The sequence below is a fragment of the Gloeobacter violaceus PCC 7421 genome (assembly GCF_000011385.1).
Classification (GTDB): Bacteria; Cyanobacteriota; Cyanobacteriia; order Gloeobacterales; family Gloeobacteraceae; genus Gloeobacter; species Gloeobacter violaceus.
In genome coordinates, this window is sequence record NC_005125.1 from 4,027,055 (window position 1) to 4,045,116 (window position 18,062).

Annotated in this window: 15 protein-coding genes; 7 read left to right on the plus strand and 8 right to left on the minus strand. The window is 63.8% G+C overall.

The genetic code is table 11. The features are described 5' to 3' along the window. Positions 1-26: 26 nt before the first annotated feature. Positions 27-1,250, minus strand: a complete 1,224-nt coding sequence (locus GLL_RS19705; RefSeq protein WP_011143811.1) for a dihydroorotase — start codon at positions 1,248-1,250, stop codon at positions 27-29. A 203-nt stretch (positions 1,251-1,453) separates the two neighbouring features. Beyond that, on the minus strand, positions 1,454-2,242 hold the full coding sequence (locus tag GLL_RS19710) for a fumarylacetoacetate hydrolase family protein (RefSeq protein WP_011143813.1): 789 nt from the start codon (positions 2,240-2,242) through the stop codon (positions 1,454-1,456). A 129-nt stretch (positions 2,243-2,371) separates the two neighbouring features. Here GLL_RS19710 and GLL_RS19715 point away from each other — a divergent pair, with 129 nt between their 5' ends. After that, positions 2,372-4,012 (plus strand): alkaline phosphatase D family protein, encoded by a 1,641-nt coding sequence (locus GLL_RS19715; RefSeq protein ID WP_011143814.1) that lies wholly within the window; start codon positions 2,372-2,374, stop codon positions 4,010-4,012. A gap of 28 nt (positions 4,013-4,040) precedes the next feature. On the opposite strand, the gene GLL_RS19720 is transcribed toward GLL_RS19715, so the two are convergent. Beyond that, a complete protein-coding gene (locus GLL_RS19720) occupies positions 4,041-4,610 on the minus strand; it encodes a TetR/AcrR family transcriptional regulator (protein WP_197530047.1) in 570 nt (189 codons plus the stop codon). A gap of 292 nt (positions 4,611-4,902) precedes the next feature. On the opposite strand from GLL_RS19720, the gene GLL_RS19725 reads away from it, so the two are divergent. Both GLL_RS19725 and GLL_RS19730 read left to right on the plus strand, forming a co-directional pair. Then, the gene (locus tag GLL_RS19725) at positions 4,903-6,057 is read left to right on the plus strand and encodes an iron-containing alcohol dehydrogenase (RefSeq protein WP_011143816.1); all 1,155 of its coding nucleotides are present in this window, start codon (positions 4,903-4,905) and stop codon (positions 6,055-6,057) included. Positions 6,058-6,225: 168 nt separating this feature from the next. Beyond that, the gene (locus GLL_RS19730) at positions 6,226-7,290 is read left to right on the plus strand and encodes an NADH:flavin oxidoreductase/NADH oxidase (protein WP_011143817.1); all 1,065 of its coding nucleotides are present in this window, start codon (positions 6,226-6,228) and stop codon (positions 7,288-7,290) included. A gap of 326 nt (positions 7,291-7,616) precedes the next feature. Here the strand turns inward: GLL_RS19730 and GLL_RS19735 are convergent, their stop codons facing one another. Together GLL_RS19735 and GLL_RS19740 are read right to left on the minus strand one after the other, a co-directional pair. Continuing rightward, on the minus strand, positions 7,617-9,356 hold the full coding sequence (locus GLL_RS19735) for a hypothetical protein (protein ID WP_011143819.1): 1,740 nt from the start codon (positions 9,354-9,356) through the stop codon (positions 7,617-7,619). 3 nt (positions 9,357-9,359) lie between these two features. Continuing rightward, positions 9,360-10,004, minus strand: coding sequence for an antibiotic biosynthesis monooxygenase family protein (locus GLL_RS19740; protein WP_011143820.1), 645 nt, complete (start codon positions 10,002-10,004; stop codon positions 9,360-9,362). Between the two features lie 59 nt (positions 10,005-10,063). On the opposite strand from GLL_RS19740, the gene GLL_RS19745 reads away from it, so the two are divergent. The 4 genes from GLL_RS19745 to GLL_RS19760 are packed head-to-tail and all read left to right on the plus strand — an operon-like array spanning position 10,064 to position 12,441. After that, on the plus strand, positions 10,064-10,768 hold the full coding sequence (locus GLL_RS19745) for a DUF6816 family protein (protein ID WP_164929385.1): 705 nt from the start codon (positions 10,064-10,066) through the stop codon (positions 10,766-10,768). A gap of 11 nt (positions 10,769-10,779) precedes the next feature. Further along, positions 10,780-11,670 carry an alpha/beta fold hydrolase gene (locus GLL_RS19750; RefSeq protein ID WP_011143822.1) on the plus strand — a complete coding sequence of 297 codons (891 nt, stop codon included), beginning with the start codon at positions 10,780-10,782 and terminating at the stop codon, positions 11,668-11,670. Between the two features lie 23 nt (positions 11,671-11,693). After that, positions 11,694-12,140: an ABA4-like family protein gene (locus GLL_RS19755; protein ID WP_011143823.1), complete on the plus strand. Its 447-nt coding sequence runs from the start codon at positions 11,694-11,696 to the stop codon at positions 12,138-12,140. 19 nt (positions 12,141-12,159) lie between these two features. Beyond that, positions 12,160-12,441, plus strand: coding sequence for a DUF167 domain-containing protein (locus tag GLL_RS19760; RefSeq protein ID WP_197530048.1), 282 nt, complete (start codon positions 12,160-12,162; stop codon positions 12,439-12,441). Between the two features lie 103 nt (positions 12,442-12,544). On the opposite strand, the gene GLL_RS19765 is transcribed toward GLL_RS19760, so the two are convergent. The 3 genes from GLL_RS19765 to mfd form a co-directional block, all read right to left on the minus strand. Then, complete coding sequence (locus GLL_RS19765) at positions 12,545-14,113, minus strand: IS1182-like element ISGvi6 family transposase (protein ID WP_011140155.1); 1,569 nt, start codon at positions 14,111-14,113, stop codon at positions 12,545-12,547. Positions 14,114-14,164: 51 nt separating this feature from the next. Next, on the minus strand, positions 14,165-14,392 hold the full coding sequence (locus tag GLL_RS19770) for a helix-turn-helix domain-containing protein (RefSeq protein ID WP_164929387.1): 228 nt from the start codon (positions 14,390-14,392) through the stop codon (positions 14,165-14,167). 179 nt (positions 14,393-14,571) lie between these two features. Further along, on the minus strand, positions 14,572-18,036 hold the full coding sequence (mfd, locus tag GLL_RS19775; protein WP_011143825.1) for a transcription-repair coupling factor: 3,465 nt from the start codon (positions 18,034-18,036) through the stop codon (positions 14,572-14,574). Between the last annotated feature and the right edge of the window lie 26 nt (positions 18,037-18,062).

Below are 18,062 nucleotides of genomic sequence, written 5' to 3' on the forward strand. Positions count from 1 at the left end.
ACGTGCATTGATATTCGCAGGTGCCATCAAAAGACTTCGAGTACCCTGCCCTGCACCGTTCGGCCCAGCCAGGCGGTCGCCAGCGAGCGGCTGTGGAGGGTGTCGGTTCCGGGAACCCAGGTCTTGTCCGGGTCGAAGAGCACGAGGACCTGGGGATGTTTAAGCGCCAGGATGCGGCGCGGTGCGCTGCTGAGGGCTTCCCAGGCGCGCAAAGGAGTAAGTCGGCCCTCTCGCACCAGATTCCACACCAGCGGTAGAACCAGTTCGAGGGCGATGGCACCGGGGGGAGCCTGGGAAAAGGGAAGCGTCTTCTCTTCATAGGTCCAGGGGGTATGGTCGGAGGCGACCGCGTCGATGATCCCTGCCTCCAGAGCGGCCACCAGGGCCGCGCGATCCGCCGGGTTGCCCAGGGGCGGCTCGAAGCGCAGGTTCGGGTCGTACTCGGCCAAATCGGGGCTCGCGTGGACCAGATGATGAACGGTAGTACTCGCGGTGACGGGCAACCCGTCGGCCTTCGCCTGTGCCGCCATCTCGACGGAACGGGCGGTGGAGAGGCGCATCAGGTGCACGGCTGTGCCCGTGAGGCGCACCAGTTCGAGTACACCGGCCAGGGCAATGCCCTCGGCCTGGGGCGGGCGGCCCGCAAGCCCCAGGCGAATGGCCCAGTCGCCTTCGAGGGCAATCCCGGTTGCCAGTGGAGCAAAGCAGGGCCAGACGAGCACCGGCCGCTCCAGCACCGCGGCGTAATCGAGAAAGCGCCTCAGGAGCGCCCAGTTGGCGAGCGGCCTCGCGTCGGTAAAGCCGACCACGCCCGCCTCCAGCAAACTACTCACTTCCGCCAGGGCTTCCCCTGCGCAATTGCGGCTGATCGCCCCGAGTACCAGGGCTTCTACCGGTCCTGCAGGAAAGTGCCTGCGCAGAAAATCGACCTGGGCAGGGTCGTCGACAGGCGGCTCGGTGTGGGGCAAAATCGCCACCTGGCTGTAGCCGCCGGCCGCCGCCGCCGCGGCGAGCGATGCGAGATCTTCGCGCTCCTCGTGCCCCGGCTCGCCCGAGCGGACGTACAGATCGCACAGGGTCGGGGCAAGAATCAAGCGGCCGGCGCCATCGATCGCGCGGTCGGCCCGGACGGCGGGATCGCCCGTAGGCTCAGCCCGACCTGTCGCACTGTCCCAGAGCCAATCGGCGATCGAGTCGGTCCCGGTATCCGGATCGAGTCTGCGGACCTGCCGAAAGAGAACGCGGCTCACTAGTGGGCGGAACCGTTGCCGTGGTAGCGATCGGTGTTGTAGAAGCCGTTGCGCGTGGCAAAGAACAGCGCCAGCGGAATAAAGGCAATGGCAATAACCAAAATGACGAGCTTGACCATGATGGGTTCGATAACTTCGGCTTTTTCAAACAGGATAACGTCCGCGGGCAACCGGCCGCTTGGGTCTTTGGTTTTGTTTTTGCTTCACAGCCCACGGACGACCGGGTTGGTGAGGGTGCCGACGCCGTCTATGGTGACGCCCACCTCGTCGCCGGGCTGCATGGGACCGATCCCCGCCGGGGTGCCGGTGAGGATCACATCCCCCGGCTGCAGGGTCATCACCGCGCTGATGTAGGAGATCAAAACCGCAGGCGGGAAGACCATCCGGTCGATGCTGCTCGACTGGACGGTCTTGCCGTTGAGGGTGGTGCTCAGGTGGGCGTCGGGAGCAAGTTCTGTGGCGATGAGAGGCCCCAAAGGACAGAAGCTGTCGAAACCCTTGGCGCGGGTCCACTGCTTGTCCTTGCCCTGCAGGTCGCGGGCGGTGACGTCGTTGGCGGCGGTGTAGCCGAATAGATAATCCAGAGCCCGCTCCACCGGCACCCGGCGGCAGGTGCGGCCGATGACCAGAGCCAGTTCGCCCTCGTAATCGACGCGCTCCGACTGGGGCGGATAGACGATGGATTCGCCGGGAGCCGCGAGGGCCGAGGGGGGTTTGAGAAAGAGCAGCGGTTCAGGAGGCACCCCGGCGTCGCCGCGCAACTGGGCCATCTCGGCGGCGTGATCGCGGTAGTTTTTGCCGACGCAGACAATTTTGCCCGGCAGGCAGGGGGCGAGCAGTTGTCCTTGCTCGACATCGAACCAGATGCCGGTGGGTTGTCCCCCCAGCCAGGGGGCACCGTCGAGCCGCTCGATAGTCCCGGCAGGGTGTAACAGGCCGTAGTGAGGAGCGTGGTCGGGAAGCTGCGGGTGGCAAAAACGCACGGTGTGCATCGGGCGGCTGAGAATTTCTATGTCTTGCATTCAATCACACCCCAACCACCGGCGGAAACGCGGCTCACGGCCGGTATGGCATCTTGAAGGAGCGCACCCACCCACCCACCCAACCAACCACCAACCGCCATGAAACTCCTGCTTGGGCCACTGTTGCGCTATGTGGGCGAGAGCGACGCGACTTTGTGGGTCGAGACGGACGGTCCCTGCACAGTCGAAGTGCTCGGCCACGCCACTCGCACCTTTCACGTCGAGGGTCACCACTACGCGGTGGTCTGCGTGAGCGGCCTGGAGCCTGGTCGGGCATACCCTTACGAAGTGCGTCTCGACGACCGCAAAGTCTGGCCGGCGCCGGATTCGCCCTTTCCGGCAAGCGCCGTCCGCACGCTCGATCCGGCCGGTCCGTTCAAGCTGGTCTTCGGCTCCTGCCGGGTGACCCTGCCCCACGCCCCCCCCTACACCCTTGCCAAGGACGCGGACGGTTGCGGGCGGGGCATCGACGCCCTGTACGCCCTCGCTTTTCGCATGTCCCGCGAAGCGCCCGATACCTGGCCGCAGGTGCTACTGCTATTGGGAGATCAGATCTACGCCGATGAAGTCTCCCCCGAGACGCGCAAATTCATCCGCTCCCGGCGCGATCCCCAAACGCCTCCGGGCGAGCAGGTGGCCGATTTCGAGGAATACACGCACCTCTACTGGGACGCCTGGAGCGACCCGGTGTTGCGCTGGCTGTTCTCGACGGTTTCGACGCTGATGATTTTTGACGACCACGACATGCACGACGACTGGAACATCTCTGCGTCGTGGGTCGCCGAGATGCGCGCAAAACCCTGGTGGGACGCGCGGATCGTAGGGGGGTTCATGTCGTACTGGATCTATCAGCACCTGGGCAATCTCGCACCGGCGGAATTGGAGGCGGATAGTTTGTTTGGGCGGGTGCGCGCGGAGGCGGACGCCGGGCCGCTGCTGCGCAAATTTGCTTTCCGTAGCGACCGGGAGGTGCAGGGGACGCGCTGGAGCTACTGCCGCAGCTTTGGGGGAGTGCGGTTGGTGGTGGCCGACGCGCGGGCGGGGCGAGTGGTGGAGGGCACCAAGCGCTCGATGCTCGACGAACAGGAATGGCAATGGCTCGAAAGCCAGGTCAGTGCTCCTTGTGAGCACCTGCTGATTGCCACCTCGCTGCCATTGTTGATGGCGCCGGGAATTCACCATCTGGAAGCCTGGAACGAAGCGCTGTGCGCAGGCGCCTGGGGCAAGACGGCGGCGAAACTCTCCGAAAAACTGCGCCGTGCCGTCGATCTGGAGCACTGGCCCGCCTTCGAAGCCTCTTTTCATCGCCTGGTCGGACTGTTGCGCTCGGTGGCGGCCGGTGAGCGCGGCCGGGCGCCGGCTTCGATGGTGGTGCTCTCCGGCGATGTGCACCATGCCTACCTGGCGCGGGCCGCCTTTGAAAGCGCCGCAGTGCAGAGCGCTGTCTACCAGGCGGTGTGCTCACCCATGCGCAACGCCCTCGAAGTGCGGGAGCGCACCGTTTTTCGGATCGCCTGGTCGCGGTGGGCGGAATCGGTGGGCAAACGCTTATCCCGCGCGGCCGGAGTCGCCCCGCCACCTGTCGCCTGGCAGCTGACCCACCACGAACCCTGGTTCGACAATCAGATAGCCACGCTGGCCTTCGAACGACGCGAGGGTCACTTTTTACTCGAAAAAACGGCTCCGGACGACGCTGAAGGTTTTCACTTCGAGAGCATCCTTGTGCACCGGCTGGTCTAATGCCGTTGGCCTGCGCTCCCTGGTGCACTCAGGAAGAGGGTTTAAGGAGCATTCCGAAGACAAAATCCATAAATAACTGCAGCGGTTCGGTGCTCTTGGTGATCTTCATCTGGGTGATTGCCCCTTCCCAGCTATTGACCAGAAAGGCCGCAAGGCTGTCGGGGCTCAGGTGCGCCGGGATCTCGCGCGCCTTCTGGGCCTCTTTGAGGCAACCGGCCAGAGCCGCGCACCAATCGGCAAAAAACCGCTCGATGCGCACCCGAAAGGTCTCGTTTTGATCGGCAAGCTCCTGGCCGAGATTGCCGAGCAGACAACCCTCGCGGTGCCGGCGCGACTCGAAATAGCGGCATTTGGCTTCAAAGTACCGGCGCAACCGCTCGACGGCACCACAGGAAGTATCGCCTAAAAAGCGCTCCATCTCCCGCTGGTGCTCGCCCGCGTCGTATTCGATGATGGCCAGGCCAAAATCTTCTTTGCTGGCAAAAAAGTGATAAAACGAGCCCTTGGGCACGCCGCTCGCCTGCAAAATCTCCTGAAGGCCGGAATTGTTGAAACCCTTTTCGCGGATAATGCCCAGCCCCGTACGAATCAGGGTCAACCGCGTGGTTTCCCTGATTTTTGCAGTTCCGGTGGTTTCTACGCTTCTGGTCATGGGCTGCAGGTAGGGCTGCTCCATCAATCGCTAATCTCCCTCTAAATTAGACTGGTCGTCTCATTTTTGCAAGGGTCGCAAGCACACTCCCCCGCCCAAAGACTCTCTGTCAGTACTTTGCAGCAGGCAGACGCGAATCTTGGCCGCCGGGATTGACTTTTCAGAGACGACTGGTCTAATCTGAGGGCAGTTGAGACGACTGGTCTATTCGAGACCTTCTGGAGCAAGCCACAGCCCTATGAAAAATTTCACGTTCTACAATCCGGTCAAGATTCTTTTCGGCAAAGGTCAGATTGCCCGTCTGGCTGCGGAGATTCCAGTTACAGCCCGCATCCTGCTCACCTACGGCGGCGGCAGCATCAAGGCCAACGGCGTCTACGACCAGGTCAAAGCTGCCCTTGCCGGCCACACGGTTTTCGAGTTCGGCGGCATCGAGCCCAATCCGCACCTGGAGACGCTCCTCAAAGCAGTCGAGGTGGTCCGCGCCGAGAACATCGACTTTTTGCTCGCAGTGGGAGGCGGCTCGGTGGCTGACGGCACCAAGTTTATCGCCGCCGCCGCCCGCTTCGAAGCTGATCCCTGGGACATCCTGGCCAAGCAGGCACCGATCACCGCTGCCGTGCCCCTGGGAACGGTGCTCACCCTGCCTGCCACCGGTTCCGAGATGAACGGCACGGCGGTGGTCACCCGGGCCGCCACCCGGGAGAAACTCTACTTCGGCAGTCCCCTGGTCATGCCGGTCTTCTCGGTGCTCGACCCCGAGACCACCTTCTCGCTGCCGCCCAAGCAAATCGGCAACGGCATCGTCGATGCTTTTACCCACGTTGCCGAGCAGTACCTCACCTATCCGGTCGGGGCGCCTTTGCAGGACCGCATGGCGGAGGCGATTCTCAAGACGCTCATCGAGGAAGGACCGAAGACCCTGGCCAATCCCACCGACTACGCGGCGCGGGCCAATTTTATGTGGTGCGCCACCATGGCCCTCAACGGCATGATTGGTGCCGGTGTTCCCCACGATTGGGCGACCCACACCATCGGCCACGAACTGACCGCTTTGCACGGTATCGACCACGGCCGCACCCTCGCCATCGTGCTGCCGAGTGTCCTCACCCTCAAGCGCGACAGCAAGCGCGCCAAGTTGTTGCAGTACGCCGAGTGGGTCTGGGGGATCACCACCGGTACCGAAGAAGAGCGCATCGACGCGGCCATCGGGCGCACCCGCGCCTTTTTCGAATCGGTGGGAGTGCCCACACGCCTGGGCGACTACGGTGTGCCCACCGAGACGATCCCGCTCATCGTCGAGCGTCTCGAAAATCGTGGTGCGGTTGCCCTCGGCGAGCACGGCGACATCGACCCGGCGGCGGTCGACAAAGTCCTGGCCCTCAGCGTTTAGGCAGGTGTCAGGTTGCCGGTGTCAGGCGTCAGGGTTGGGAACCGTCGTATTGGGTTTTCGGTCGGCCTGCGGTTGTCTGGGCGACTGGAACTGTTCTGGTCCATTGCCGCAGCCAGGATATGCTTCCTGATTGCGGGTATTTTCAAAACCTCTCACTCAGGATTCGCTATGCACCTGTTTGCACCTTTGACCCTGCGCGACATCACCCTGCGCAACCGCATCGCCGTCTCGCCGATGTGCCAGTACTCGAGCATCGACGGTCTGGCGAACGATTGGCACTTCGTTCACCTGGGCAGCCGCGCGGTGGGCGGGGCGGGTCTGGTCATTTTTGAAGCGGCGGCGGTCGAAGCGCGCGGGCGCATCAGCCCCCAGGACCTGGGCATCTGGAGCGACGCGCACATCGAGCCCTTGCGGCGGATCAACGATTTTATCCATCGCCAGGAGTCAGTGGCCGGGATTCAGATTGCCCACGCCGGGCGCAAGGCGAGTACAGCCCGTCCCTGGGAAGGCGGCGGGCCACTTACCGAGGGTGAGGGCGGTTGGGCGGACAGCGTCGCCCCGAGTGCCCTCCCCTTCGACGCAGGGTATCCGGTGCCCGAAGCGCTCGATGAAGCGGGCATCGCCGCGACTGTGCAGGCGTTTGCTGCGGCGGCAAGGCGGTCGCTGGCAGCCGGATTTCGGGTGCTCGAAATCCATGCCGCCCACGGCTATCTGCTCCATTCCTTTCTTTCACCCCTGAGCAACCGGCGCACGGACCGGTGGGGGGGACTATTTGAAAACCGCATCCGGCTGTTGCTTGCGGTGGTGGAGGCGGTGCGCGGTGTCTGGCCCGAGCGCCTGCCGCTTTTTGTGCGCATCTCGGCTACCGATTGGACGGAGGGAGGCTGGGATCTCGAGCAGTCGGTGCTGCTGGCCCAGGTACTCGCCCGCAGCGGCGTGGATCTGATCGATTGCTCCTCGGGGGGAGTTATCCCTGGCGTGCGCATCCCGGCGGGGCCGGGCTACCAGACCAGGTTTGCCGAGCGCATCCGGGCTGAGGCGGACATGCTCACCGGCGCTGTCGGGCAGATCACCTCGGCGGAGCAGGCCGACCACATCGTGCGCACCGGTCAGGCGGATCTGGTGCTCATCGGCAGACAATTGTTGCGCGATCCCTACTGGCCCCTCAAAGCGGCGGTCGAATTGCGCGCTCCCGGTCCCTGGCCCGAACAGTACCAGCGGGCCAAACCGTGAGCCAGTAGGCAGACACAGGGTGATTGACGGGTAGCATCGCCTGCGCTATACCGGTCTCAACGTCGACGCCATCAGCCGCCAGGGCGTGCGCCGGACCCTAAAAAAACTTTCTCAAGCTTAACGGGCATGGGCCGACGAGCACTTCTCAAGAGCGCACAAGATCCATGTGGTGCTCGATAACCTGAACCTCCACACCCCGGCTTGCTCATACGGTGCGTGGGAGGAGGAGCGCAATCGGCAAAAAGTGCAGATTCACTGGCGGTTCACGACGAAGGAGGCTCGCAAGAAACTGAAGCGCCTCTATCCATCATGAGCGGCGTGTCTACCTAGTAGATGTCCTCCCCGGCGGGGCTCCAGTCGCTGTGCAGACGGCCGTGCAGCGCAGCACTCCAGGCGGCCACGGTCTTCGGGCTCACGCCGCCCAGAAACGCCTGGTTGTCGGTGTAAAGCGCCAGGGCACCCTGCAGCCACCGGTAATGGTCCTGGGCCTGGGCGAACCGGCCGCACCGCTCCGCCGCCTGGGCCACTTCGAGCCGCAGGTCGGCCCGCCCCGGGTACACCCGCAGCCAGCACTCGCCCGCTTCGAGATAGATCCCGGGATCGGCGCGCAGATCTTTGAGAAAGAGTTTGGAGATCTGCTCGAAGTAAAAATCGGCCGCGCAGCGCGGCAAACCGGCGAGCCGCTCGGCGAGGTCGCTCCACAAACCGGCGCGCTTGTGGAGATTTTTTTCGATGGCGAGTGCAAACAAAGCAAAGCGCGCATCTTCTGCAAAACGCTGCGCATAGGCGCTCAGGCGGGCGGGAACGTCGGCGAGTCCGGCCAGGTGCATAAAGCGCAGCTCGGCGAGCGCCAGATCCGGGTGAAAAGGATTGGCCTGGACGGCACCCCCCAGCACCTGCAAAGCGGCCGGGTGGGCGCCGTGCTGCCAGAGGTTGCGCCCGTGCTGGAGCAATTTTTGCGAGGGGGTGCCGGGCTCGGGTGTCCCGGAAACTTCGTGGTAACCGGCGCTCTGGGGCCAGAAGTACTTCGAGGGCGTGGCGGCGAGCATAGTTGCGTACAGTTCGTAGCGCTCGCGCCGCTGTGATGCGAGCCGTTGCGCCTGCACGTAGCGGTGAGCGCAACGGGCGTCCGCTTCCAAACCGGCCGGGTGGAGCAAATAACCCACCAGTCGCTCGAACAATCCATCCAGGCTGCTGAAGCCCACGAGCCCCGTTTCGCTCAGAAAATCCCGATAGGGAAGGGCGTTCTGCAGAACCGGCACCGCCCCCAGCGCGGCGAGTTCGACCGCTTTGACGTCGCTGCGGCAACGGTTGTAGCCGGTGTCCTGTAAGGGTGCGATGCCGATGTGCAGGGTTTTGACAAAGGCGTAGTAGTCGTGGATGGTCCCCCACTTGCGAAATTCGAGCTGCGCTTCGGGTACGCGGATGAGCGACGGGATCGCCTCGTTGCCCATCAGGCAGAGCTTGATCTCAGGGAAGCGCTCCAGGAGTTTTTTGAGGGTCGGCATCACCGCCAGCAGATCCGCCATATGCCCGAGTGAGCCTGCCCACCCGAGCCGGATTTGGTTGCCTTTGGCCTGCTGGAGCGCTGCAAAGGGCAGGGGATCTTCGGGAAAGTGATTTTTGAGGATGTGGATCGGTTTGGTGGTTTTGCTTCTGAACAGCCGCTCCAGGCCGGGGCCGGTCACCGCCAGGGCGTCGCCGTGCACCATGAAGCGCTCGTACATTTGCTGCAACAACGGCGAGGCCCACTGGTCCGCCGCCGGGGACCAGACCGGTGGGTCATAGTGGTTGTCGTTGTACTCGACGAGGGTCTGCCTGCCTTGTGCGCGGCGCTTCTCGATCACCGGCAGCATGTCCGGGTCGGCGCACTGGATGAGCACGAGCAGGTCGGCCATCTCCGCCCAGACATAGCGCTCGCTGGCGGTCGCATCCAGATTGATGACCCGCCAGTGCGGCGCCTGGGCGGCCAGCTGCACCGCCGGCCAGCGCATCCGGTAGTACGAATCGCCCGTCTCGTCGAGGGCCACCAGTTGCACAATCGTGCGCGGGGTGAGATCCGGCATCGCTCAGTTCGGCCAGACGAGAGCGACATCGAACAGCGCCGGCTGGGCTTCGTACTCGGCCGCGGCGAACAGCTTGCGGATTGGGGCGGGCAGATCGCCTGTCACCGAGCGAAAGTCACTTTCTGAGCGCCACTGGCTGTAACCGATCACCCGCGTGCCGTCGAAGCTGCGGTGGATATGGGTCGAGACGAACCCCGGCCGCAGCCGCAATAGATCGATAGCTTCGCAGGCCATTGCCAGCGCCTGCTCCTGGGTGTCGGGGGTGGTCTTGAACACGGCCACGTCGGCCAGCACACCCGTATGCGGGGCCAGCACTGTGCCGGGACTCTCGGGCTCAGAAGCCGCCACTGCGTACAGGCGGCTGTCGGACGGGGCAAACAGCGATAGCCAGCCGGTGGCGGCCTGCACTTCGCTGTTGCGCACGAAAGCGTCGTAATCGGCTTCGGTGCGCCATTGGGCGTAATTGACCACGCGGGCGCCGTCCAGGCTTTTGTGGAGGGTGGCGGAGACGAAACCGGCCTGGTACTGGACCGTGGCCATCAAGAACCGTTCGATGTTGGCGAGCAAATCCGCCTGCCGGGATGGTTCCACGGCGAAGATAATGATGGCGGTGGTCAGGCCGTTGCTTCTGGCAATGGTGGGCGGCATCGCGCTCTTCCTGGCGGCCCCCCGACGCTACCTTGAGCTTTACCGCCGACGCAATGCCTTTGTTGTGGATTTTGCTGCTGTTGTCGTGGACCGTTCCGGTCGCCGCCACTCCCCTGGCCGAGCGGGTGCGCGCTTTTCCGGCCGTGGGCGAGGCACTCAATCTGGCGGCGGCGCGGGGGGAGTTGGTCTATCCGGACTGGTTCGCGGGTACCTGGCGGGTGCGCACGACGCTGGCGGACCTGGCGGCACCCCAGGGTGAAACAGTAATCAACCGCCAGGCCTTTGCTGCGAGCCAAACACTCAAAGGCAAACCCGTAGATTTTCAAGCGCGCTTCGTGCGCAACCGGCGCCAGCAAGTGGTGGCGGATCTGGCTTTTAACAATCGTTCAATCGCCGAGGCGTACTTCGGCCGCGCCAACGTGCTGGGCGTGGAGGTGCGCCCCGACGAGCCGAACCGCCAGGTGATCGCGCTCAAAGGCGACCGGCGCGGCGAACTGGTCACACTGCGGCGGCACAGCGAGAAGCCCGCAGCAAACCGCTTCGAGGTGGCGGAATTTTACCAGCAGACATTTACAGGTAGCCGCGTGCCCAACCTGCGCGCCATCGAAACGGTGACGCTCTATACCCGGCAGGGGGCGGGGATCACTGCTGAGCAAATCACGGCGGTCTACCTCGACCCGCGCGATCCGGCCTATTTCGACGCCAAAGGCCGCGCCGTCACCGTCTACCGCTACCGGCTCGAATTCAATCGTTCTATCCCCTAAGGCCCCTTGCCATGCAGACGCTGCCCGCTTTTTTGCCCCCCGCCGCCGCCCTGCTGCGCGACCCCGCTTCGATCGGGCTGTTGCAGACCCTTCAGCGCGACCCGGTATCGGTGCCTTTTTTGCCCCAAACGGCCGAGACCGCCTGGACCTTCGCGGCCGGTTCGGACGACCCGCCTATCTTGCTGCTGCACGGCTTCGACAGCTCTGCGCTTGAATTTCGCTTCGTGCTGCCCCGGTTGGGGCAGCGGCATCCGACCTGGGCGGTGGATCTGTGGGGATTCGGTTTCACTGAGCGTCAGAGCGGGGCCGCTTACGGACGGGCCGAAATCCAGACCCATCTGCACGCTTTTTGGCAGGCGCATATCCGGCGGCCGGTGCTGGTGGTGGGCGCTTCGATGGGCGGGGCGGCGGCGGTCGATTTTGCCGTTAACCACCCGCAGGCAGTGCAGAAACTGGTGCTCATCGCCAGCACCGGCTTCACCGGTCCACCGGCCTGGCTTGCGGGTCTGGCGGAACCTCTGCGCGAAGCGGCGGTTGAGTATTTTCGCCAGCGTCGGCTCGCGGCCCTGGGCTGGAGTGAATTGGTGGGGGATCACACCACTGCCGAACTCATCCGTTGCGCCTCGCTGCCCATGGAAATGCCCTACTGGCGCGAGGCGATCCTCGATTTCAATGCCCGGGGCGGCTATCGCATCGCCGAGGAGCAGATCCGCGCGGTCAGCCAACCGACCTTGATTCTCTGGGGTGAGCGCGACGAGTCGATTCCACCTACCGACGCCCTCAAGTTCCTGGCAGCCATCGAAAATAGTGCCCTCGTCTGGATCGGCGCCTGCGGTCACGTTCCTCAGATCGAGCGTCCCGGCATTACCGCCGGGCACATTTTACGATTCGCGCTTCAATGAAATTGGTGCTCGCAGACTGACCCATGACCGTTTCGCTGCTGTTTGACGCGGCCAACCTGTTCGTGCTGCCCTTTTGGGCGCTGATGATCGTCGCTCCCAACTGGAAGGTGACTCGCAGGGTGATGGCCTCCTATCTACCCTTCATCGCCCTGGCGCTGGTATATCTTTACCTGGTGGCGGGAAGCCTCAACACCGAATCGCTCCAGGCAATGTCCAACCCAAAACTTGCCGACATCGCGCGCTTTTTTGGCACCGAGCAGGGAGCCGCCGCGGGCTGGGTACATTATCTGGTGTTCGATTTATTCGTCGGCCGCTGGATTTACTTCGAAGGTCAACGCACGGCAGTCTGGACGATCCACTCGCTAATTTTGTGTCTATTTTTCGGCCCGTTCGGGCTGCTCTCCCACATCCTCACCGCCTGGGTCAGCCAAAAAGGTGCGCTCTCCGCTTCCGCCGATGCCCGACCCTGAGGCATTCCCGCCCGGAGCCGTGAGTGTCGATGCAGGCGGGATCACCCTCACTGTCTGGGCTCAGCCGCGCGCCAGCTGTTCTGAGGTGGTGGGCTGGCAGCAGAACGCCTTCAAAGTGCGTCTTGCCGCCCCGCCGGTCGAAGGTAAGGCCAATGCCGAGTGCGTCGCTTTGATCGCCGCGTTTTTCGGTGTACCCCGCCGACAGGTAAGCCTTGTTCAGGGCCAGCAAGGACGTCATAAAAAAATCCGCATCGAAGCTCCTGCTGACTTATTACTTGTCGCTTTGCAAAAACTCTCGTAGGCAGTAAGTCGCGAAAGGGATAGCAAAAGCAGTCAACTTAATTCCCAACTGGAAGCTCATCCTACCTGAGATGCTAAGCTGCCCTAGAGCATCGGTCCAGAACCTAAGCCGCCTGTGAACGCCCAGCGGCTTCCTGTCGGGCTAGCACATGCAGATTGTGCACCACCGCCACCCGACGCAAATCGAATAGATTCTTGCGCACGCCCAGGTAACGGGCTCGGCGTCCCTGCCACTGACCGATGTGCGCCAAACTGTGCTCGACACTCACGCGCTCACGCAACTTCGCTCGACCCTCCTTTGTCTGCTGGCGTTCGCGCAACTCGACCAGCAGAAGTTCGTCCGGATGGATCGAGACACTGCGACCTTTGGGGCTGGTCGTGCAGCGTTCCTGTAGGGGACAGCGCCGACAGCGCGCGGCCGGAAACCGCACTTTCCCACCCACCTCAAAAGGCTGGGTGACGCCCTGTGGACAACGAATCCGCATCGCCTCCCAGTCGAGCACGAAGGCCGTCTTCTGGAAGTACGGCCCATTTCTAACCGGCCAGGCTTTGCAGTAAATACGCAAGTCTTCTGGACGAAGTCTGACCCACTCGCTGCTCAGATACGCCCGGTCGATGTGCAGTTCAATCAACTTCACCCGCTGAGGCTCCAGGTCCGCCTCGATGTCCCTTGTCACCGCCGCTTCCGGTCGGTTGGCCGCAGTAATGCCCACTGCGCGCACCAGGCCGCTGTCGATGTCTTTGAGCACGTGGCGCTTGTAGCCATCGATGCGCACCGCCCGGCTTTTGCGGCCGTGGCGCATCGCGGGGTCTTCGATGCTGATGCGCCGCTCGCGGCTGACTCCACGCCGAAGGACAAACTGTCCGCGCGAGTTGAGTTGTACGTCCTGCTGGTGGACTTGCTCGGCCGCTTGCAGACACCGTGCGACCCCAGCCTGAGGGGGTTGAGTTTGCCCGTCCAAGTAACTTTCCAGCGATTCGAGCGCCCCGAGCAGCCTTCCCAGAGCTTCGGCACATTCGTCCGGTTGACTCCAATCGATGTCCAGGGCAGCCTTCAAACTGCTGCCCGCGACGAGTGTGGTGCCTGTCTGCTCAGCCCATTGCGCCAGTCCCACCCCCGTCTGGCACACCATGATCCTCAATGCCTTGCGCATTGCATGGCCCAACAAATTAAAAGAATCCTCGACTCTCCCGGCTCCCCACAAAGGGCTCGAATCGAGGGCCGCCCGCAACGCCCGTGAGCCGAACCCGCCGTCGCTGGTGGCCAACTCGATGGTCCGCTCAATCAGGCGACGGTCGAGGCCGTGGGCGATGAGCGCTTGGCGGAAGCGTATCAGGGTGGCTTTGCCGAAGGGGGCTTCCTCGCAATCGAGGCAGTCGAGCACCATCTGCCACCGGCGGTCCATGGTGAGCACTTCAATGGTCTCGTCGTCGGAGATACCGGTGTAGGCCTGCAAGACAGTGGCCAGGGCCAGTTGAGCCGGTGGGATGGGCGGCTGACCGCAAGGGCTGTCTTTGTAGATGCCGGCCAGTTCGCTCTGGAAGGCGGCGTCGAAGAGTTGATGGCGGATGCGGCGCAGGAAAACGAACAGCTTGGCGCGACGGATACGCTTGAGGATAGCCTGCTCAGCGGGTGAGGGTTCCACTGGCGGCTGCCAGACAGAAGGCTGCATAGGCGAAGGAGGTAGAGGTCGTCTCCAGAAAAGAGGATGCGGCTTCTACCGTCAACTGCTGGTTCTGGACCGATGCTCTAGGCGCGAGCGCTTGATGCGCCAAGCCCGGCCGAGCTTTCCAGCGCGTAGCTCCCCGGCGGCGATGGCTCGCTTTAGGTGATCGCGGCTCAGACCGGTGAGCGCCTGGGCCTCGCCGAGGGTGAGCAGAATTTTCTCGCCGAGCGCGGCGGCCGGCTGCTGCCGCTCGCGCCGGTATCCCAGTCCATCGAGGATCGCCATCAGTCCCGCCAGTGCTTCGCCAGGGTTCGCCAAGGGCGCCAGTGCGTTGTCGGAGGCTGTCGGAGCGGCTGGCGGAGGGACGGTCGCCGACTTGGTGAGAGAAGTGCCAAGAGTGGATCGAAACCTGGACGGTTCTTCTCCAGTCCGATGTTTAATTGGCTTTTCCTGCTTAAGCGAGATTATCCCGCCATCTCCAGCGACGGCAACTGCACCTTGTCGAGCCACTGCACCAGATTTTCGAGTTGCTGGGCGCTGGGGAGAACACCCAGGTTGCGCACGGTGACTTTGCCGGGCTGAAAGAAAAAGCGTCCGCGCACCTCCGCCGGCAACGCCTGGTGAATTTGCTCCCAGGCGGGAGCCTCCATGGGAGTCTCCAGCACAATGTTGGTGCCTTCGGGGCGGATGCGGGCAAAGCCCAGGGCGCGGGCCACCTGCTTCAGTTCCATGACGCGCAGCAGTTGCTGGGCGGCAGGGGGCACAGGGCCGTAGCGCTCGGTCCATTCAAGGGCGGCAGCTTGCAGTTGGGCGCGGTCGGGGGCGGCGGCCACCTGGCGGTAGGCGCGCATCTTCTGTTCGAGATCCGGGATGTAGTCGGCCGGGATAAAGGCGGTGACGCGCAGGTCGATCTGGGTGTCCTCGACCTTGGGCAGCTTGCGGCCGCGGATTTCTTGAATCGCCTCTTCCAATAGTTCCATGTACAAGTCGAAGCCGATGGCGTTGAGCTGGCCCGACTGCTCGGCCCCCAGCAAGTTGCCGACGCCGCGGATTTCCATGTCGCGCATGGCGAGCTGGTAGCCCGATCCCAGTTGGGTAAATTCTTGGATGGCTCTCAGGCGCTTGCGCGCCTCGTCGGTGAGGGCTTCCTCCTGCTTGTAGAACATCCAGGCGTGGGCCTGCACCCCCGAGCGGCCCACCCGGCCGCGCAACTGGTAGAGCTGGGAAAGACCGAACTGGTGGGCGTTCTCGACCAGGATCGTGTTGACGCGGGGAATATCGAGGCCCGATTCGATGATCGTCGTACAGACGAGAATGTCGAATTCGCCGCCGCTGAAGGCGAGCATCGTCGATTCGAGTTCGCCCTCCTCCATCTGGCCGTGGCCGACGCAGACGCGGGCGGTGGGGATCATCGCCTGCAGGCGGGCGGCGACATCCTGAATATCTTCGATGCGGTTGTAGACATAAAAAATCTGGCCGCCCCGGCCCAACTCCTGCAAAATCGCCGTGCGCACATGCTCGGGGTCGTAGGGAGCGAGGTGGGTCTTGATCGGGCGGCGGCTCGGGGGCGGGGTAGTAATCAAGCTCATCTCGCGTACCCCGGAAAGCGACATGTAGAGCGTGCGGGGAATCGGGGTGGCCGTGAGGGTGAGCACGTCCACCTGGGTCTTGAGGGTCTTGATTTTTTCTTTTTGGGCGACGCCGAAGCGCTGCTCCTCGTCGATAACCAGCAGCCCCAGATTCTGGAAGCGCACCCCGGCTCCCAACAGCTGGTGGGTGCCGATCACCAGATCCAGTTCGCCGGTGGCGAGGCGGGCGAGCAGGTCTTTTTTCTCGCTCGCGGTGCGAAAGCGGTTGAGTAGACCGATCGAAATCGGGTAGGGAGCGAAGCGCTCTTTAAACGTGTGATAGTGCTGGGAGGCGAGCACCGTGGTGGGCACCAGCACGGCGCACTGGACACCCGAGGTGAGGGCTTTGAAGGCGGCCCGGATCGCCACCTCGGTTTTGCCGAAGCCGACGTCGCCGCAGACCAGCCGGTCCATAGGCCGCTCCGACTCCATGTCGATTTTCACTTCCTGGATGGCGCGGGCTTGATCCGGGGTGAGCGGATAGGGAAAGGACTCCTCCATCTCCCGCTGCCAGGGCTGGTCGGGCGGAAAGGGAATGCGGCTTTCCTGGGCGCGGCGGGCATAGAGATCGAGCAGGTCGAAGGCGATTTTCTGGATCGCTTTTTTGACTTTTTGCTTGGTCTTCTCCCAACTCTTGCTCCCCATGCGCGACAGCTGTACCGTTCCACCGGTGGAGCGGTAGCGCGAGAGCGAATTCATCTGATCGGCCGCCACCCGCAGGATGCCGTCGGCGTACTCGATGACCAGGTACTCGCGCGCCGAGCCGCTCACGGTCAGCTTCTCGAGCTTCGCGAAGCGACCAATCCCGTGGCTGCGGTGGACGACGAAATCGCCGGGGTTGAGCTTGTCGAGGTCGATTTGCTTGGAGGCGGCCCGGCGGCGCTTGCGCACGAAGTTGGGCGTGGCGAGCACCCGCTGTCCAAAAAATTCGCGATCGGTGACCAGCACGACGCGCAGGGTGGCAAGGATGCTCCCCTCCATCTCGGCAAGGCCCGAGTACTTGAGGGCAATGGGCGTGCGGGTGGAGCGCGCCTTTTCGATGGCGGGCAGATCCTGCGGGTTGGGGATGAACTGGGCGGGGCAGTCGTGATCGCCCAACAGGGCCACCGCCCGGCTCGGCTGGGCCGAGAGCATCCAGATTTGCAGCCCCTGGGCGCGGTACTGCCGCAGGTGCTCCGCCAGGTTGCCGAACTGGTGAGGCACACTCGGCAGCGGCCGGCCCCCCAGACCGAACGCCTCGCCCTCGGCAACCAGTTCGCGCATCTCGATGAGCGCGTAGCGCCCGAGGGACGCCGTGATCGCCGCAAAATCGGTGTGCAGCGGCCCCGGTCCCACCGGCTGGTGGGACCACTGCTCCTCGGCCTGCTCGCACCAGCGGTGCTCGGCGGAGCGCACCTGCTCGGGTTCATCGACACAGACGGTGAGCGCGTCCGGCAGATAGTCCACCAGGGAGGCCGGTTGGTCAAACGCCAGCCCCAGCCAGCGGCGCAACCCCTCGGGAGCCTGGCCCTGCTGGATCTGGGTGCGCACGACTTCCTGCCAGCTATTGGGCAACTCGGCCACCCGCGCCGGGGTGAGCCGCAGCTGCAACTCCGGCAGGACCACCGGCCCGAAGCCCACCGGGGTAATCGCCACCTGCTGCACTGCATCGAGGGAGCGCTGGGTGGCCGGGTCAAATTCGCGCAGGCGCTCCAACTCGTCGCCGAACCACTCGGCGCGCACGGGTATCTCGGCAGAAACCGGAAAGAAGTCCAGAATGTCGCCGCGGCGGGAGAATTGGCCCTCGGCTTCGACCTGGGGCACCCGCAGATAGCCCAGCCGCACCAGTTCGCCGGTCAACTTCTCAATCGACAGACCCGCACCCGCCTCCAGCGACAGGCAATATTCCGCCAGATACTCCGGCGGCGGCAGGTGGGGATGCAGCGCCCGGCTGGTGCAGACGATCGCCCAGTGGGCGCTGCTGCGTCCGGTCAGCTCGGCAAGCACCTGCAGTTGTCCCCAGGTGACTTCTTCTTCCGGATCAAAAGGCTCGTAGGGGGTCGCTTCTGAGGACGGATACAGGTACACCGAACCCCAACCCATCGCTTCGAGCTGGGCGCTCCAGCGCGCTGCTTCCTCAAGATTGGCGGTGACGACCAAAAGTGGCGTGCCCTGGCGGCGGGCCAGGGCCGAGGCGGCAATGCCGCGGGCGACCCGGTTGCCGCCCTGCAGCCGGACAGGCAGGGCTTTGCCGAGGCGTTGGGACATCTCCTCAAGAAACGGAGAACCCCTAAGACTCTGGATGAGGGCGGTGAGCGGCATGAACGACAGGCAGCATCGGCAATCTA

What these genes read in the sequence shown, in the direction of transcription:
- GLL_RS19715 (WP_011143814.1), top strand. Translation starts at nt 2,372, where the DNA reads ATGAAACTCCTGCTTGGGCCACTGTTGCGCTATGTGGGCGAGAGCGAC.
- GLL_RS19740 (WP_011143820.1), bottom strand. Translation starts at nt 10,004, where the DNA reads ATGCCGCCCACCATTGCCAGAAGCAACGGCCTGACCACCGCCATCATT.
- GLL_RS19765 (WP_011140155.1), bottom strand. Translation starts at nt 14,113, where the DNA reads ATGCAGCCTTCTGTCTGGCAGCCGCCAGTGGAACCCTCACCCGCTGAG.
- GLL_RS19725 (WP_011143816.1), top strand. Translation starts at nt 4,903, where the DNA reads ATGAAAAATTTCACGTTCTACAATCCGGTCAAGATTCTTTTCGGCAAA.
- GLL_RS19730 (WP_011143817.1), top strand. Translation starts at nt 6,226, where the DNA reads ATGCACCTGTTTGCACCTTTGACCCTGCGCGACATCACCCTGCGCAAC.
- mfd (WP_011143825.1), bottom strand. Translation starts at nt 18,036, where the DNA reads ATGCCGCTCACCGCCCTCATCCAGAGTCTTAGGGGTTCTCCGTTTCTT.
- GLL_RS19735 (WP_011143819.1), bottom strand. Translation starts at nt 9,356, where the DNA reads ATGCCGGATCTCACCCCGCGCACGATTGTGCAACTGGTGGCCCTCGAC.
- GLL_RS19710 (WP_011143813.1), bottom strand. Translation starts at nt 2,242, where the DNA reads ATGCACACCGTGCGTTTTTGCCACCCGCAGCTTCCCGACCACGCTCCT.
- GLL_RS19750 (WP_011143822.1), top strand. Translation starts at nt 10,780, where the DNA reads ATGCAGACGCTGCCCGCTTTTTTGCCCCCCGCCGCCGCCCTGCTGCGC.
- GLL_RS19755 (WP_011143823.1), top strand. Translation starts at nt 11,694, where the DNA reads ATGACCGTTTCGCTGCTGTTTGACGCGGCCAACCTGTTCGTGCTGCCC.
- GLL_RS19770 (WP_164929387.1), bottom strand. Translation starts at nt 14,392, where the DNA reads ATGGCGATCCTCGATGGACTGGGATACCGGCGCGAGCGGCAGCAGCCG.